This window comes from Bradyrhizobium sp. SZCCHNR1053, from assembly GCF_032381235.1.
GTDB lineage: Bacteria > Pseudomonadota > Alphaproteobacteria > Rhizobiales > Xanthobacteraceae > Bradyrhizobium.
On the sequence record NZ_JAUHJM010000014.1, the window covers coordinates 105,278 to 119,930 of the forward strand.

Below are 14,653 nucleotides of genomic sequence, written 5' to 3' on the forward strand. Positions count from 1 at the left end.
ATGAACTCCATCATCCGTCACATGCCCGATGCTACGGCGCTTCAGCCTGACTTCCGCTCTGCGATGCGCCAACTGGTCGGCGGCGTCAGCGTCATCACCGTAGGGCGCGGCGATGATGTGACCGGTATGACCGTGAGTTCGCTGGCGTCGCTGTCCATCGAGCCGCCCTCGGTGATCGTGAGCCTGAACCGGAACGCCTCGTCCTGGCCGATCCTGCAGCGGGAGCGTGTTTTCGGCGCCAATCTGCTCGCCGCGGACCAGATCGGCGTGGCCGAGCGGTTCTCGGGTAAAGGCGGTCTCAGAGGCGCCGAGCGGTTCGCCGGCGCCGAGTGGCGCAAGCACGTGACCGGCGTGCCGCTCCTGGTCGGGGCGCTCGCCGCGCTGGACTGCGAGGTCGAGGAGATCATCGAGCGGCATTCCCATGGCATCGTGATCGGCCGCGTGGTGCATGTCGAGGTGGCGCCGCAAGCGGCAGCCCTGGCGTATTGGCATGGCGGCTATGTGCACGTCGACCGCGACGCGGACATCGCCCGACTTGCCCCCCTCGGCGGGGCCGATCCGCAGGACGTGCCGTAGGGGGTGAGCGGCGGTTGGTCGCAGGGTGGCGTCCCGAAGCTGAACGCCGTAAAAGCACCGCGGCCTTGAGGCGGTGTTTGCGGCGGAGCTGATGAAACGGATCGGAACCTGGGCGCTCTACGTGATCGGCACCGTCGCGATCCTGTATCTCGCGCTCTATGCCTATGCCGTGCTGACGCAACGCGAGTTCACGCCCGGCGATCCCATTCACATCTTCCGCAATCCCGAGGCGCCGAACTATTCGTGAGGTGGTGCCCGGCGACGACGCGCCGGCGTGTTCTCGCGAACCCACGGATCCGGGGACTGCTGACAGTCCTGTAGCTGCATCCAATCGTCGGTCAGAAACTGCACGCGGCAGCGGCGCCACACTTTGGTGCGCCCGCCGTCCGGCGACGTCTCGGCATCGGACAACGAGAGGGTGGGCGGCCGCCAGCGATAGCTGCGTTCATTGTCCCAGCCGTCGCAGCCCTCCTTGCCACAGGCGATCGTTCGCGAGATCAGCTTGCCCTTGCCTGCGAAGCACCAGCTCCGGGCGCCCCATTCCTGACCCGACGACGGATTGACGAGCGGTGCGTGCGACGTCTGCTCCCAGCAGCCGGACAGCACGCCGCGCGTTGCGGCATCAGCCGGCGAAACGGCAAGCGGCGCGCCGAGGGCCAGCGCGCCGCCGAGAACGATCCGGATGGGCAGATTATACGGCGCTCGGCATGCGCGGCGTGTCGCCGGAGCCTGGCGGCGGGATCGGCACGCCGCCGTCGGCATATTCGTTGAGCTTGTTGCGCAACGTGCGGATCGAGATGCCCAAGATATTGGCCGCATGTGTCCGGTTGCCCAGGCAGTGCTTCAGGGTCTCCAGGATCAGGTCACGTTCGACATCGGCGACCGTGCGGCCGACCAAAGCGCGTGTGACCTGTTCCGCGGCCATCGTAGCATGCGCGACGGCAGGCTGGGTCTTGCCGATGTCGAGACGGGTGCCGTCCGGCGTGAGGATGGCATCCGGCCCGATCTCGTCGCCCTGCGCCATCAGCACCGCGCGGTGCATCGTGTTCTCCAGCTCGCGCACATTCCCCGGCCAGCGATTGGTGGTGAGGATGCGCTTGGCTTCCGCCGAGATCGGCCGCAGCGGCACGGCATTGGCCTCGGAGTATTTTCGCGCGAAATGCTGCGCCAGCTCGAGAATGTCGGCGGGGCGCTCGCGCAGCGGCGGGATCTTCAGGTTGACGACGTTGAGGCGGAACAGTAGGTCCTCGCGGAACGTGCCCTCGCGAACGGCGTCGGCAAGGTTGCGGTTGGAGGTCGCGATGATGCGGATATCGACCGGCACCGGGCGGGTGCCGCCGACGCGGTCGATCACGCGCTCCTGGATCGCGCGCAGCAGCTTGGACTGCAGCCGCACGTCCATTTCCGAGATTTCGTCGAGCAGCAGGGTGCCGCCATTGGCCTCCTCGAACTTGCCGATGCGGCGGGCGACCGCGCCGGTGAAGGCGCCTTTCTCGTGGCCGAACAGCTCGGATTCCAGCAGATGCTCGGGGATCGCGGCGCAGTTGATCGAGATGAAGGGACGCTTGGCGCGGGCCGAGCGGGTGTGGACGTAGCGCGCCAGCACCTCCTTGCCGGTGCCGGACTCGCCGGTGATCATCACCGAGGCGTCGGAGCCGGCGATCTGCTGGGCAAGCTTGATCACCTTCGCCATCGCCTCGTCGCGATAGACGAGGTCGCGTGAATCGTTGGCGACGGCGGCGAGCACCGCCGCGATCAGCTCGGGATCCGGCGGCAGCGGAATGTATTCCTTGGCGCCGGCATGGATGGCGGCGACCGCGGCGCGTGCATCGCTGGTGATGCCGCAGGCGACGATCGGCACGTGGATGTGCTCGGCGTCGAGCCGCATCACCAGGTCGCGGATGTCGAGCGCGACGTCGACCAGCAGCAGGTCGGCGCCCTTGCCGCCGCGCAGCACGCGCATCGCCTGCTCATTGTCCTCGGCATGGGTGACGGTGGCGCCGTTCTCCATGGCGATCTTGGTGGCCGTCGTCAACTGGCCCTTCAGCGTTCCGACGATGAGAAGCCGCATGTTGGTCTCCTATTCGGTCGCGCCGCTCTCGATCGGCACGCAGGTCATGCCTGTCAGTTGCGGTCGGACTTGATGATTTCGGTCATCGTCACGCCGAGCTTGTCTTCGACCAGAACCACCTCGCCGCGTGCCACGAGCCGGTTGTTGACGTAGATGTCGATCGCCTCGCCGACCTTGCGGTCGAGCTCGAGCACAGTGCCGGGCCCGAGCTTCAGGAGCTCGCCAACATCCATCTTCGAGCGGCCGAGCACGGCCGAGACCTGAACCGGGACGTCGAACACCGCCTCGAGGTCGGCCGCGATGCGCGCGGCATGCTCTTCTTCGTTGTAGCCGACGTCCCCGCCCAACGGAGGTGCGTCCGCAGAATTGAGGTCGGGAAGCGGGATCTCGTTGTCGCTCATGACTTAAACTCCTTCGGCCGCCACAGCGGCCTAGTTCTTCCTGGACGCCATGTAGCGTCCGACCAGCTCGTTGATCTTGGCGTCGATCGCAGCGCGCTCCAGCACCACGCCGCCATCGGCCCACTCGATGCGGCAGTCGCCGGTCGCGATCTCCGGCTCGGCGAGGATCACGAGGCGTCCCTCGAAGCCGCTCTGCTTGGCGAGCTTCTCGATCTTCTCGCGGGCGAGCTCGTACAGCGTCTCGTTGATGCGCAGCACGAGGTGTGGCGTGGCCACCAGATGCGCGAAGCAGTCGTGCACGAGTCCGACGATCTCGCCGAGCGGCTCCGCGTCGATCAGCGCCGCGCACAGCTTGCGGGCGACGGCGACCGCCACATCGACGGCCTCGGTTTCCATCCGCTGCTCGATGCCTTCGAAGCGGGCGGAGATGCCCTGCAACTGGATGTTGATCTGCTCCAGCGCCGACGCGACGCGGCGGTCGGCCTCGACCTTGGCTTCGCGCTGAGCCGCCTCATAGCCGTTGCGGTAGGCGGCGGCTTCGGCGGCCGCGACCTTCTGTGCGATCTCGGCGGACGTGGCCGCACGCTCCCGCGTCGTCTTCTCCGGCGCGGCGAAGTCGGTATCGAACAGGAATTTCGCGGGCTGAGCCATCAATACACCAGTTCGTCGTCGGCGCGGTTCTTGCTGAGCATGATCTCGCCCTTGGCGGCGAGATCCTTGGCGAGATTGACGAGCAGGGCCTGCGCCTCGTCGACGTCGCGCAGTCGCACCGGTCCCATGGCGGCCATGTCGTCCTGCAGCATCTTGGCGGCGCGCGACGACATGTTGCCGAAGAAGAAGTTGCGGACCTCCTCGTTGGCGCTCTTGAGCGCCACGCCGAGCTTGTCCTTGTCGACATTGCGCAGCAGCGTCTGCGCCGAGGCGGAATCGAGCTTGATCAGGTCGTCGAAGGTGAACATCAGCGCCTTGATGCGCTCGGCTGACTCCCGGTTATCTTCCTCCAGCGAGGTGATGAAGCGGGTCTCGGTCTGGCGGTCGAAATTGTTGAAGATCTCGGCCATGACCTCGTGGGCGTCGCGGCGCCGGGTCTGCGACAGGTTCGACATGAATTCGGTGCGCAAGGTCTGCTCCACCCGCTCGATGACCTCCTTCTGCACCGCTTCCATGCGGAGCATGCGGCCGATCACGTCGAGCGCCATGTCCTCGGGCAGGATCGCGAGCACGCGCGCGGCATGCTCCGGCTTCAGCTTGGACAGCACGACCGCGATGGTCTGCGGATATTCGTTCTTGAGGTAGTTGGCGAGCACCTCTTCCTGGACGTTGGAGAGCTTCTCCCACATGTTGCGGCCGGCGGGGCCGCGGATCTCGTCCATGATGCCGTTGACACGCTCCGGCGGCAGATATTGCTGCAGCAGCCGCTCGGTGGCGTCGAAATTGCCCATCAGCGCGCCGGAAGCAGACATGCGCGAGACGAATTCGAGCATCAGGTCCTCGACGACGTCGGCTTCGATGGTTCCCAGCGTCGACATCGCGAGCGACAGCTCACGCACCTCGTCGTCATCGAGCTGCTGCCAGATCTTGCCGCCATACTGCTCGCCGAGCGCGAGCATCATCACGGCAGCGCGCCGCGGGCCGCTCAAGGGCTCGGTCTTCGGGCGCTGCGCCTGGCGGCTCGCCAGCGTCGCGATCACCGTGGAAATGTCGTTGTTGTTGGCGTTGGCGTTCTGGGTCTGCGGCAGCGACATGGCGTCTACGTTCTTTTCAGTTCAGGCGGTTCACGTCGGTGGGATCAGTTCTGCTGCGGCTCGGCGAGCCACTGGCGGATGATGGCGGCGGCTTCGCCCGGGTTGCGGTCGGCCAGCTCGCCCACCCGGTGGACGGACTGGGCGTGGACCTGGCCCTGGACCTGGGCGACGTCGATCAGGCTGGCGGTCTGCTGGGCGTGAGCGGCTGCCTGGACGGTTTCGTCGGTGAGCGCCGGCAGGCCGCCGCCCAGGGCGGCGACCTCTTCGGTGGCAATGATCTTCTTCACCAGCGGCCGCACCACCATGAACACGACGACAATGCCGAGCAGCATCATCACCGCGAGCTCGATGACGTACATGACGTCATCCTTGGTGAAGTGGAGCATGCCGAGGAAGCCGGTGGGCTCGTTGATCTGCGGCACCGTGGGAGCGTCGGCGAATTTCAGGTTGACCACCTCGACCTGGTCGCCGCGCTTCTGGTCGAAGCCGATTGCGGAGCGGACCAGCGCGGCGATGCGGTCGAGCTCGTCCTTGCTGCGCTCCTGATAGACCAGCTCGCCCTTTTCGTTCTTGGAGTAGGCGCCGTCGACCAGCACCGCGACCGAGATGCGGTTGACCCGTCCGGCCTCGGTGACCTCCGTCTTGGTGGTCCGGGAGATCTCGTAATTGTTGGTCTCTTCGGTCTTCTTGCTCTGGTCCCGCGGCTGCTGCGGCGGCTGGTTCTGCTGGTTGCCCGGCAGCTCGTTGTTGACCGTAACCTGGCCGTTACTCTCGTTGGTCGCCGACTGCTCTTCGCGGGTCTGGCTCGAGCGCAGCACGCGGCCTTCCGGATCGTAGCGGTCGGAGGTCTGAGTGATGCGGTTGAAGTCGAAGTCGGCGGAGAGCTGGACGCGGGCGCGGCCCGCACCGACGACCGAGGAGACGATGTCCTCGACCTGCTTGCGCATCCGCTTCTCGAAGGCGTTGCGGCGCTCGTCGCCGACCTGCTGGTCGATGTCGGTCTGGGTGCCGTCGGCGAGCAGCTGTCCGGCCTCGTCGACGATCGACACCCGCTGCGGCTTCAGGCCGTTGACGGCGGAAGCGACGAGGTGGCGGATGGCGCGGATCTGCGCCGGCTCGAGGGTGCCGCGCACGCGCACGACGATCGAGGCGGACGGCTCCGGGGTCTCGCGCGAGAACAGCGGCCGCTCCGGCAGGACGAGATGGACGCGTGCCGCCTGGACGCGGTCGATGGCGCGGATGGTGCGGGCGAGCTCGCCCTCGAGCGCGCGGAGATGGTTGATGTTCTGGACGAAGCTCGTGGTGCCCAGCGCGTCCGACTTGTCGAAGATCTCGTAGCCGACGCCGCCGCCCTTGGGCAGGCCGCCCTCGGCGAGCTTCATGCGCAGCCGGGTGACCTTGTCCTTCGGTACCAGGATCACGCTGCCTTCGTTGCGGATCTCGAAGGCGATGCCCTGCCGCTCCAGATCCTTGATGATGCTGGAGGAGTCTTCCATGGTCAGGTCGGTGAAGAGGGTGGTCATCTGCGGCGCCGTCACGCGCATGATGACGAAACCGAAGAAGCCGATCAGAGCAGCGGTGACTGCGATCATGGCGGTGAGCCGCGCGGCGCCCAAACCCTTCAGAAAGTCCAAGAGACCTTGCAAGCAACTGCCCCATAGTTCGGCATTTCGACGGGTGGCTGCTGAAAGGTGATTTGAGCTTCGCGGGCCTTTACGGCCGGTTGCATAGATCGCGAAATTCAATCCTTAACCTTCACCAACACCCGCATTCCAGGTGGCGATCCGATGTCAGCCGCTGCCCCCGCCATTCGCGGGACGGGTTGCGGAGGTTGAAACGAACCACTGGGCAATTATTGCCTATGGGAAGGTTTCGATATGGTTAACGGTGGTTAAAGGGTCCTAACAAAGTGTAGACATGCAAAAAATCGGCTTGGCAGGGCCAAGCCGATTTTCGAAGAAGTCCAGTCGTGTCGGTAACGATCTATTGGCGATATTGCTGAATTCGGGTGGTGCGCAGGCCGGCCAGACCGTGCTGGTCGATCGAGAACTGCCACGACAGGAATTCGTCGACGGTCAGGGTGTAGCGGCTGCACGCTTCCTCGAGGGATAGCAAGCCGCCGCGAACGGCGGCAACGACTTCCGCCTTCCGGCGAATGACCCACCTCTTGGTGCCTGGGGCAGGCAAATCCGCGATGGTGAGCGGGCTGCCGTCAGGCCCGATGACGTATTTCACCCTCGGGCGATGGGGTTCTGTCATGGCGTACTCACAAACTCTTAACCACTGAACTCACGGTAAGACCCTACGCCGCCTCGCTTAAAATTTGCCTAAGCCAAGGGCGCGAATCCGGCGATGTGCGCGAACGCCGCCACTTCCGGTGGCGAGACGCCCCGGGAGCGGAATCGTGGTAAATGATTGGTTAAGAATTTCCGGCGCTTACGCTGACGTGTCGTCGCGGCAGCAGAGCTTGATGTTCAAGCTCAGCTGCAGGCGCATCCGCGGTCTCAGGAGCCGGTTGCTTGGGGGCTAGCCGACGATCTGCCGGATCTGGTTGACCGTGTAGGTCTGGCCGCCGATCGTCAGCAATGGCGGCTGCTGGGTCAGGTCGACCGAGGACACCGCGCCCTGGACCTGGGTCTTGATCGCAACCGGATTGCCGTTGGTGGCGTCGGTCGCCACCGTCGTGATCTTGTACTGTCCATCCGGCCATTGCGTGCCGTCATTGCCCTGACCATTCCAGCTGTAGGTCTGGTTGTCACCAGCGTTGGCCGTATATTTGCCGGTGAAGACGGTCTGCCCGGCCTTGTTGATGATGTTGACCGTCAGATTGCAGTTCTTGGGGATGGTGAGGCCCCAGCTCGCCTTTCCACTGGACAGGCTGGTGGTGTCGCCGGCGACGACCGCGGTCTTGCCGACGAAGGCCAGCGCCTGGGTCGCCTGTGCCGTCTGCTGCATCGTGAGCAGCGATGCGAGCTGGTCGTTGGTCTTGAGCTGCTGCTCGACGCCGGCAAACTGCACGAGCTGCTGCGTGAACTGGTTGGTGTCGAGCGGATCCAGCGGATTCTGGTTCTGCAGCTGCGTCGTCAGCAGCGTCAGGAAGGTCTGGAAGTTGCCTGCAATCGTCGAGCCCGCGCTCGAGCCGAGGTTGCTGTTTCCGGATGACGAATTGGTGTTGGTCGTGCCCGAGACTGGCGGGCTTGACGTGATTGCGTCGCCGATTGCCATGGAAGCCTCCTGTTAAACCCTGATATCCACGCCGCCTTGCGCGCCGAACATCCGTCCATAGGACCGGCCGGCGAGCTGGACCGGGACGTTTTCGTCCTCGGTCACGATCAGGCGTTGTGCGTTGCCATTCTGTTGATAATCGCCGCCGTTCTGGCCGGACGAGTTCTGGTCGCGGAGCGAGAACTGCAATCCGCTATTGTTGCTCTTGAGGCCGGCGTCCTGCAGCGCCTGCTGCAGCTGCGGCGCCGTCTGCTGCAGCATCGCCAGCGTCTCCGGCTTCTCGACCCGCAGATGCGAGGTCACCTGGCCGTTGCGGTCGACGTCGATCCGGACGTCGATGCGGCCGAGCTCTGCCGGATCCAGCCTGATCTCGAAGCGGCTCTTGCCGTTGAGCGCGGAGGCTGCGATCTCGACGGCAAGCCCGTGCAGCGGCACAGCGGCCGCCGTGGCGGCTGTCGCGGTCAGGTTGGCCGAGGTGATCTGGCTGGTCGATACGGCCGGCGTCGACAGCTGGGGCTGCACGGCGGCCGTGGCCTGTGCGCTCGGGTCGGGCGCCGGCGCGTTGGTCGGGCTGGTCGTCGGCGCGGCGTTGCGATCATGTGAGGCTGGTGCCTGCACGTTGCCATTCGCCTTCCCGTCGCCGGCCTCGAGGGAGTCCGGCTTGGCTGCAACAGCGGGCTGTTGGGCGAGGGCGCCATGGCCCGGCTGCTGAGCGGCCTGGACGTCGCCATTGCCCGGTTCGGTGACCTTGCCGGCTGCGCCGTCGGCGAGCCCCGTCTTGGTCTGGGTGCCCGGCTTGCCCGTCGTCTTGGTGCCGCCGGGAACGGCCGCATCGAGCGCGGCGGTGAAGGTCTGATCGGCAGATGCGGCAGCGTCGCCGGAGGCCGCCGTTGCCGTCTCGGGCGCCGCCGCGGCGGATCCGGCTCCGTCGGCATCCTTGGCCGCACCGGTGGATTTGGCTGCGGCCGCAAGCAGACCTGCCGCGGCATCGACCGAGCCCTGCGGGCCAACACCGGATGCTCCGACGGGCGCGGTGGCGCCGGGCGCATTGGTTTTGCCGTCGCCGCCCGCCGTGCCATCGCCGGTAGCAGGGTTGGCGAGGATGGTCTCCGGCTGGATGGCCACGGCGACCGGCGTCGGCACGGTCAGGGTCTGCTCGGCTACTGCGGTCGTCACGGCGCTCGCATCCGTGCTGGCCTGATCGCCGTCCTTCTTGTCGCCGGTCTTGCCGTCGCTGGTCTTTCCGTCGGCGGTCCCGGCCGCGTCGGTCTTGGTCGGCGTGCCGGTGGTCGCGTCGGCCGTGGTATCCGAACCGCTGGCGTCGTCGCGCGCAGTGCTGCCGTCGGCCTTGTCCGCCGGCTTGTCCTGCGACCTGGCCTGGGTGGTGCGATCGGCGTCGCCGGCCCGCGCCGGCTCGCGGCTCGGGGTGGAGGCGCTGCCGGCGCGCGGTGACGGCGACGCGGAGGTGGGCGGCGACGCTGTCGACGGATCCGGAGTCGCGGCGTCGACCAGCGCCGAGAAGCTGTCGGCCGGCTGCGGAGCGTCCTGACGGGACTGTCTCGGCGCCGTGGTCTTGAGAGCCGTGCCGGCCTGGATGTCTGACGTGACGCTGAACACCTTGGAACCTCTCGCGATGAACTCGACGAAGCAGTTCAGCAAGGAGCGGGCCAAGCCAGTTCTGTCAAAAATAGTCAACAAATTCAAATTCTTATGGAATCGAGCGGGGCGTGGATCCCCCGCCGCGTCCTCGTCATTTCTGCCCGGCCGGCAAGATTTGCCGCCGGCATCTGCGACCGGCGCAATTGCTTCGCAGGAAGTGCGCCTATATTAGAGACAGATGCTTTCGTGTTGTTTCCGGTCAGGACATCCTGTCGGAGATCGCCGGAAGCAAGCCATCCGCAAAGACGGCGCATGCGAGGCGTTCCCGCGCCGGGAACCCGTTGCCTGGCGCCGCGATCGCAGTGACCGGATCATGCTCAACAGTCTCGATCTCGAAGGCCGTCCCGAAGACACCAGGGTCGTCGTCGCCATGTCCGGCGGCGTGGACTCGTCGGTGACGGCCGCGCTGTTGAAGTCGGAAGGCTACGACGTCGTCGGCATCACCCTGCAGCTCTACGATCACGGCGCGGCGACGCACCGCAAGGGCGCGTGCTGCGCCGGCCAGGACATCCACGATGCCCGCAACGTCGCCGAGCGCCTCGGCATCCCGCATTACGTGCTGGACTACGAAGACCGCTTCCGCGAGTCGGTGATCGACAATTTCGCCGCCAGCTACGCTTCGGGCGAGACGCCGGTGCCGTGCATCGAGTGCAACCGCGCCATCAAGTTCGGCGATCTCCTGAAGACCGCGCGCGAGCTCGGCGCCTCCGTGCTCGCCACCGGCCACTACGTCGCCTCGCGGCGGCTGGCGGACGGATCGCGCGCGCTCACTTGCGCGGCGGACAGCGATCGCGACCAGAGCTACTTCCTGTTCGCGACCACGCGCGAGCAGCTCGATTATCTGCGCTTTCCGCTCGGCGACATGACCAAGCCGGAGGTGCGCGAGCTCGCGCGCCGCTTCGGCCTGGAGGTCGCCGACAAGCACGACAGCCAGGACATCTGCTTCGTGCCGACCGGCCGCTACACCGACATCATCGGCAAGCTGCGCCCGAACGCGATGGAGCCGGGCGAGATCGTCGATCTCCAGGGCCGCGTGCTCGGTGCGCATCACGGCATCGCGAACTACACGATCGGTCAGCGCAAGGGCCTCGGCATCGCTGCCGGCGCGCCGCTCTACGTCGTCAAGCTGGACGTCGCCACCCGCCGCGTCGTGGTCGGCCCGCGCGAGGCGCTGCGGACGCATCGCATCACGCTACGCGAGGTCAACTGGATCGGTGACGGCGCGCTCGACGCGGCCGCGCGCGAGGGCCTCGAATTGTTCGTGCGGGTGCGCTCGACGCGGCCGCCGCAGCCGGCCTGGCTGCGCGGTGCGGACGGCCATTACGAGGTCGAGCTCGTCGCCGGCGAAGAGGGCGTCTCGCCCGGCCAGGCCTGCGTGTTCTACGATGCCGCGTCCGGCCGCGCCCGCGTGCTCGGTGGCGGCTTCATCCAGAGCGCTGTTGCGGAAAGCAGCAGCTTGGGCGGCAACGTGATCAGGCCGCAGCGCGTGGCCGAGCCGGTCCGCGGCTGATCAGCATCCATCATTCGGGGCAGGGGCATGGGGGACATCGACCGCGCGGGGGTCGAAAAGGCCTATGAGCGCTGGGCGCCGATCTACGATCTGGTGTTCGGCAAGGTCTTCGATCAGGGCCGCCAATCGACCATCGCGGAAGCCGATCGCATCGGCGGCCGCATTCTCGACGTCGGCGTCGGCACCGGCCTGTCTTTGTCGGACTATGCCCGGACCACGAAGATCTGCGGCGTCGATATCTCCGAGCCGATGCTGCGGCGGGCGCAGGCCCGCGTGCGCGAGCTGAAGCTCTTCAACGTCGAGACGCTTGCGGTGATGGACGCGAAGCATCTCGCTTTTCCCGACAATTTCTTCGACGCGGTGGTCGCGCAATACGTCATCACCGCGGTGCCGGATCCCGAAGCGACGCTCGACGATTTCATCCGCGTGTTGAAGCCCGGCGGCGAGCTGATCCTGGTCAACCACATCGGCGCCGAGAGCGGCCCGCGCCGCCTCTTCGAGCTCGCCTTCGCGCCGATCGCGCGCCGGCTTGGCTGGCGGCCGGAGTTCCCCTGGGCCCGCCTCGTGAACTGGGCCGCGAAGCATGGCGGCGTCACGCTGGCCGAGCGCCGGCCGATGCCGCCGCTCGGACACTTCTCGCTCATTCGCTACCGCAAGGGCTGATCGCCAGATACTCTGGCAGGCGCTTTGCCATGCCCTTCGCGCGGAACGCGAGCGCGGGGTTTGCGTTGCCCCGCCATGAGCATCAGGCAATCCTTGTTCCTCTCGTTCGCACTGGCCTCGGCCGCGGCTGCGGCCCACGCCCAGGCGCCCCCGACGCCGGCCACGCCGCCGCAGGCGACGGCACCGGCGCCCGATGCGAATGCCGCCTGCGCGCCGAACGTCCGCGCGACGGCGACGCCCGACGGCATCACCACCGGCCGCGCCGGCGAGCCGCTCGGCGACAAGCTGGCGAAGACCAACGGCGTGTTGTGTCCGCCGAGCGGGGTCGATCCGGAGATGCACGCGCCGACCCCGGAGGGCGGCACGACGCCGGTGATTCCGCCGCCCGGCAGCCCCGGCGGCAATCCGAACGTGCAGCCGAAGTGAGCCTTTTGTGATCTGCATTGCCGAGCTGCCGCTCTCTCCCGCGCGCGTCGGCCCGTGCCCCTCGGCGAGTGGCGGATACATCCGCAAGGCCTTGGAGAGTCGCCTAGAAATCCGCTGGTGCGAAAACCGCTGCGGCCCGCGAGCTTTGCTTGACAGGGGCGGAGACGCCTCCTTATATGCCGCCCGTTCACAAGGCCCGGCGCTCGCTTCGGCTGGTCTTGCCTTGATCGAACACCGTGGCGGGGTAGCTCAGCTGGTTAGAGCACGGGAATCATAATCCTGGGGTCGGGGGTTCGAGTCCCTCCCCCGCTACCACGCGTGACCCACTATTGTAGCGGGCCTCTGGAAACACATCTGCCCCGAGCAATGCTGCCAGCTTTCCCTTGACTTCAATCTCAAAGCCCTCCCGGGGTCCCTTCGGGTGAACCGTGACGCCATGCACGAGGGCCCGGAAATCGTCGATCAGGGTGCCTCGGTCGTCGTCGGCACTGGCGTGGCCCGCATCCTTTCCGCCAGCGCGTCGACGGTCGCGACATGGCGATCCAAGGTTGCCGGATGCAGGGCCACAGGGATGGGGGCTTCCGCAAGCGCGGCCCGTTCCGCCTCGACACGCTGTCGTCCCCCGTTCAGCTCTGCAATGCGTTGCCGCTCGCCCTCGATCCGATCGCGCTTCGCCTCCAGTCGCGTGCGCGTTGCGGCCGCGTCTCCGGCAAGCCGTGTCGGGCATCTTCCTCTGAACTGATATACCTGATCACAAGATCGATGTTGCGCTGTCCTCAAGCTCAAGGGTCACGCACAATGTTGCTGCGCTGATTGTGGTTCTTGATGTGCAACTCATGCATTGCGACGGTGTACGAGATAAGTGACCTGTTACTTGGAGCGCGAACAAATTCAAACTTGCCACTGACCGCAGTGCCTTCGATGGACGTTAGCACCAATCGATGTCGATCTATTCGGTAGAGCACAGGCGTAGGAGATATTGTTCGCTATCGGCGATAGTGGGCATCGTTCTCAAATTGTAAGGCTTGGCCGCGCATCATAAATTTAGAATGAGGCATATTCGACTTGATGAAACTGATTGAGGTCAAGTCAAGCATTCAAGACCGGTAAGCGGGCGCTGTGCCATTTCGAAAGAATGCGATCAGGCACCTCGGAGGCCGTTCCTGATCGGTCGACGGGGAGGCGCTTCGCGTCGATTGGGACGAACCCGATCGAAATGAAAGCCAGTAGCACCGTTGATCCAGATCAATAGCAGTCGGCTGTAACGGCGCGATCTTTTATAAAAGAGGTGCGCCATGTCCGTGCAGTCGCCTTTGACTGACTCACCGGGACCTTCGAGCCGAGACGAACGCACTCGCCAGATCGATTCAGCAGCCTGGGCGGTGTTCTTCATCTGGGTCGGTGTCGTCATGCTCGCCGACCTGCCCTGGGCTTGGTTCCTTGTAGGAGTCGGCGTCCTCGTTGTAGGCGCGCAGATCGTGCGACAGCAACGGGGCCTGAAGGTCGAGATGTTTGGTGTAATCGTGGGGCTCATCATGCTCGCGGCCGGCATCTGGGATCTTGTTGCTCTGCCCTTGCCGCTTATGCCCATTATCTTGATCGCGCTCGGCGGCTATCTGCTTTGGAAGACGCTTTCGCAAAGGGCTGAATCTTCGTAGGCGCGTGGTGGTGCGCGGCGCAGGGAGGCCGGGATGACCTGGATGACCAAATTGGTCGTGCTGGGGTTGGCCGCAGTTGGCGGCGTGGTCGCGTTCCGGTATCTTCCGGTCGAGCCGCGGCATCGCTTGACGCGCACAGCAGGTGATTGGGTGAACAAGAAGATGCTCGCCCACATGGGGTGGATAATGGCGAGCCTTCCGGAAGGCGCCCCACCCAAGCTGGTTATGTCTGTCCTGCCCAAGCTCCAGGCGCAGAATGAAGAGATACTCGAGCTGCTACGCGTGCAGAACGAGCTTCTTCGGCGAGGGCAGAACATCAGCGAGTTAAGTTTGGACGCCTGACGCACCCTAAGCACCCGGAATGACAATAGCCGCCGGTCCCACCATTCGCGCTAACGTTTGTCGCGCAGGATTCTGGACCATGCTGGTCGTAGCCGCTGCCTTCGCCAGTGCGGCGGATGCGCGGCAGGCGCACCGGATGGCGATCTCCGGCCGGGGTGACGGCTACGACGGATATTGGAATGGTCTCATCATTACTGACGCCGGCACGTGCGATCGCACCTACAGCCTTCCCGTCCATATCGCAGGTGGACATGTGCTGTCCGGAGGAATGGCCGAGGTTGCTGGCAGTGTCCCTCGCAGCGGTGATCCCAGTCTCGCTGGTCCATCATTCGGTTCAGACGATGAGTGTCCTATCGCCTACTTCATCTTTGGGTTCA

16 protein-coding genes and 1 tRNA gene are annotated in these 14,653 nt (G+C 65.6%); 8 read left to right on the forward strand and 9 right to left on the reverse strand.

Features of this window, described 5'->3' with window-relative positions:
- Entirely contained in the window at positions 1-576 is a 576-nt protein-coding gene (locus QX051_RS25935; RefSeq protein WP_315778074.1) for a flavin reductase family protein, read from the forward strand.
- A 91-nt stretch (positions 577-667) separates the two neighbouring features.
- Positions 668-823, forward strand: a complete 156-nt coding sequence (locus tag QX051_RS25940) for a hypothetical protein (RefSeq protein ID WP_315733870.1) — start codon at positions 668-670, stop codon at positions 821-823.
- On the opposite strand, the gene QX051_RS25945 is transcribed toward QX051_RS25940, so the two are convergent.
- The 9 genes from QX051_RS25945 to QX051_RS25985 form a co-directional block, all read right to left on the reverse strand.
- A complete protein-coding gene (locus tag QX051_RS25945) occupies positions 814-1,338 on the reverse strand; it encodes a hypothetical protein (protein ID WP_315778075.1) in 525 nt (174 codons plus the stop codon). The two genes, QX051_RS25940 and QX051_RS25945, sit on opposite strands and share 10 nt — an antisense overlap.
- The gene (locus QX051_RS25950) at positions 1,268-2,647 is read right to left on the reverse strand and encodes a sigma-54 dependent transcriptional regulator (protein ID WP_315778076.1); all 1,380 of its coding nucleotides are present in this window, start codon (positions 2,645-2,647) and stop codon (positions 1,268-1,270) included. The genes QX051_RS25945 and QX051_RS25950 overlap by 71 nt, the downstream gene beginning before the upstream one ends.
- A 53-nt stretch (positions 2,648-2,700) precedes the next feature.
- Complete coding sequence (gene fliN, locus QX051_RS25955) at positions 2,701-3,048, reverse strand: flagellar motor switch protein FliN (RefSeq protein ID WP_315733864.1); 348 nt, start codon at positions 3,046-3,048, stop codon at positions 2,701-2,703.
- Between the two features lie 30 nt (positions 3,049-3,078).
- Positions 3,079-3,699, reverse strand: coding sequence for a FliH/SctL family protein (locus tag QX051_RS25960; RefSeq protein ID WP_315778077.1), 621 nt, complete (start codon positions 3,697-3,699; stop codon positions 3,079-3,081).
- Positions 3,699-4,793: a flagellar motor switch protein FliG gene (fliG, locus tag QX051_RS25965; RefSeq protein WP_315733860.1), complete on the reverse strand. Its 1,095-nt coding sequence runs from the start codon at positions 4,791-4,793 to the stop codon at positions 3,699-3,701. The genes QX051_RS25960 and fliG overlap by 1 nt, the downstream gene beginning before the upstream one ends.
- Before the next feature lie 44 nt (positions 4,794-4,837).
- Positions 4,838-6,439 (reverse strand): flagellar basal-body MS-ring/collar protein FliF, encoded by a 1,602-nt coding sequence (gene fliF, locus QX051_RS25970; RefSeq protein ID WP_315733858.1) that lies wholly within the window; start codon positions 6,437-6,439, stop codon positions 4,838-4,840.
- A 337-nt stretch (positions 6,440-6,776) separates the two neighbouring features.
- Positions 6,777-7,052: a DUF1153 domain-containing protein gene (locus QX051_RS25975; RefSeq protein ID WP_002714638.1), complete on the reverse strand. Its 276-nt coding sequence runs from the start codon at positions 7,050-7,052 to the stop codon at positions 6,777-6,779.
- A gap of 267 nt (positions 7,053-7,319) precedes the next feature.
- On the reverse strand, positions 7,320-8,018 hold the full coding sequence (locus QX051_RS25980; protein WP_315733856.1) for a flagellar hook assembly protein FlgD: 699 nt from the start codon (positions 8,016-8,018) through the stop codon (positions 7,320-7,322).
- Between the two features lie 12 nt (positions 8,019-8,030).
- Positions 8,031-9,635 (reverse strand): flagellar hook-length control protein FliK, encoded by a 1,605-nt coding sequence (locus QX051_RS25985; RefSeq protein WP_409998141.1) that lies wholly within the window; start codon positions 9,633-9,635, stop codon positions 8,031-8,033.
- Positions 9,636-9,990: 355 nt separating this feature from the next.
- Here QX051_RS25985 and mnmA point away from each other — a divergent pair, with 355 nt between their 5' ends.
- From mnmA to QX051_RS26015, 6 genes are all read left to right on the forward strand, one after another.
- Complete coding sequence (gene mnmA, locus QX051_RS25990) at positions 9,991-11,187, forward strand: tRNA 2-thiouridine(34) synthase MnmA (RefSeq protein ID WP_315778079.1); 1,197 nt, start codon at positions 9,991-9,993, stop codon at positions 11,185-11,187.
- A 27-nt stretch (positions 11,188-11,214) separates the two neighbouring features.
- On the forward strand, positions 11,215-11,850 hold the full coding sequence (locus QX051_RS25995) for a class I SAM-dependent methyltransferase (RefSeq protein WP_315733850.1): 636 nt from the start codon (positions 11,215-11,217) through the stop codon (positions 11,848-11,850).
- Positions 11,851-11,925: 75 nt separating this feature from the next.
- Positions 11,926-12,276: a hypothetical protein gene (locus tag QX051_RS26000; protein WP_315757300.1), complete on the forward strand. Its 351-nt coding sequence runs from the start codon at positions 11,926-11,928 to the stop codon at positions 12,274-12,276.
- Between the two features lie 238 nt (positions 12,277-12,514).
- Positions 12,515-12,591, forward strand: a tRNA-Met gene (locus QX051_RS26005).
- A 980-nt stretch (positions 12,592-13,571) separates the two neighbouring features.
- A complete protein-coding gene (locus tag QX051_RS26010) occupies positions 13,572-13,934 on the forward strand; it encodes a hypothetical protein (RefSeq protein WP_315778080.1) in 363 nt (120 codons plus the stop codon).
- Positions 13,935-13,967: 33 nt separating this feature from the next.
- Complete coding sequence (locus QX051_RS26015; protein WP_315778081.1) at positions 13,968-14,276, forward strand: hypothetical protein; 309 nt, start codon at positions 13,968-13,970, stop codon at positions 14,274-14,276.
- The last annotated feature ends 377 nt before the right edge of the window (positions 14,277-14,653 follow it).

What these genes read in the sequence shown, in the direction of transcription:
- QX051_RS25995 (WP_315733850.1), top strand. Translation starts at nt 11,215, where the DNA reads ATGGGGGACATCGACCGCGCGGGGGTCGAAAAGGCCTATGAGCGCTGG.
- QX051_RS25975 (WP_002714638.1), bottom strand. Translation starts at nt 7,052, where the DNA reads ATGACAGAACCCCATCGCCCGAGGGTGAAATACGTCATCGGGCCTGAC.
- QX051_RS25940 (WP_315733870.1), top strand. Translation starts at nt 668, where the DNA reads ATGAAACGGATCGGAACCTGGGCGCTCTACGTGATCGGCACCGTCGCG.
- QX051_RS25950 (WP_315778076.1), bottom strand. Translation starts at nt 2,647, where the DNA reads ATGCGGCTTCTCATCGTCGGAACGCTGAAGGGCCAGTTGACGACGGCC.
- QX051_RS26010 (WP_315778080.1), top strand. Translation starts at nt 13,572, where the DNA reads ATGTCCGTGCAGTCGCCTTTGACTGACTCACCGGGACCTTCGAGCCGA.
- QX051_RS25960 (WP_315778077.1), bottom strand. Translation starts at nt 3,699, where the DNA reads ATGGCTCAGCCCGCGAAATTCCTGTTCGATACCGACTTCGCCGCGCCG.
- fliN (WP_315733864.1), bottom strand. Translation starts at nt 3,048, where the DNA reads ATGAGCGACAACGAGATCCCGCTTCCCGACCTCAATTCTGCGGACGCA.
- QX051_RS25945 (WP_315778075.1), bottom strand. Translation starts at nt 1,338, where the DNA reads ATGCCGACGGCGGCGTGCCGATCCCGCCGCCAGGCTCCGGCGACACGC.
- QX051_RS26015 (WP_315778081.1), top strand. Translation starts at nt 13,968, where the DNA reads ATGACCTGGATGACCAAATTGGTCGTGCTGGGGTTGGCCGCAGTTGGC.
- mnmA (WP_315778079.1), top strand. Translation starts at nt 9,991, where the DNA reads ATGCTCAACAGTCTCGATCTCGAAGGCCGTCCCGAAGACACCAGGGTC.
- fliG (WP_315733860.1), bottom strand. Translation starts at nt 4,793, where the DNA reads ATGTCGCTGCCGCAGACCCAGAACGCCAACGCCAACAACAACGACATT.
- QX051_RS25980 (WP_315733856.1), bottom strand. Translation starts at nt 8,018, where the DNA reads ATGGCAATCGGCGACGCAATCACGTCAAGCCCGCCAGTCTCGGGCACG.
- QX051_RS25935 (WP_315778074.1), top strand. Translation starts at nt 1, where the DNA reads ATGAACTCCATCATCCGTCACATGCCCGATGCTACGGCGCTTCAGCCT.
- QX051_RS26000 (WP_315757300.1), top strand. Translation starts at nt 11,926, where the DNA reads ATGAGCATCAGGCAATCCTTGTTCCTCTCGTTCGCACTGGCCTCGGCC.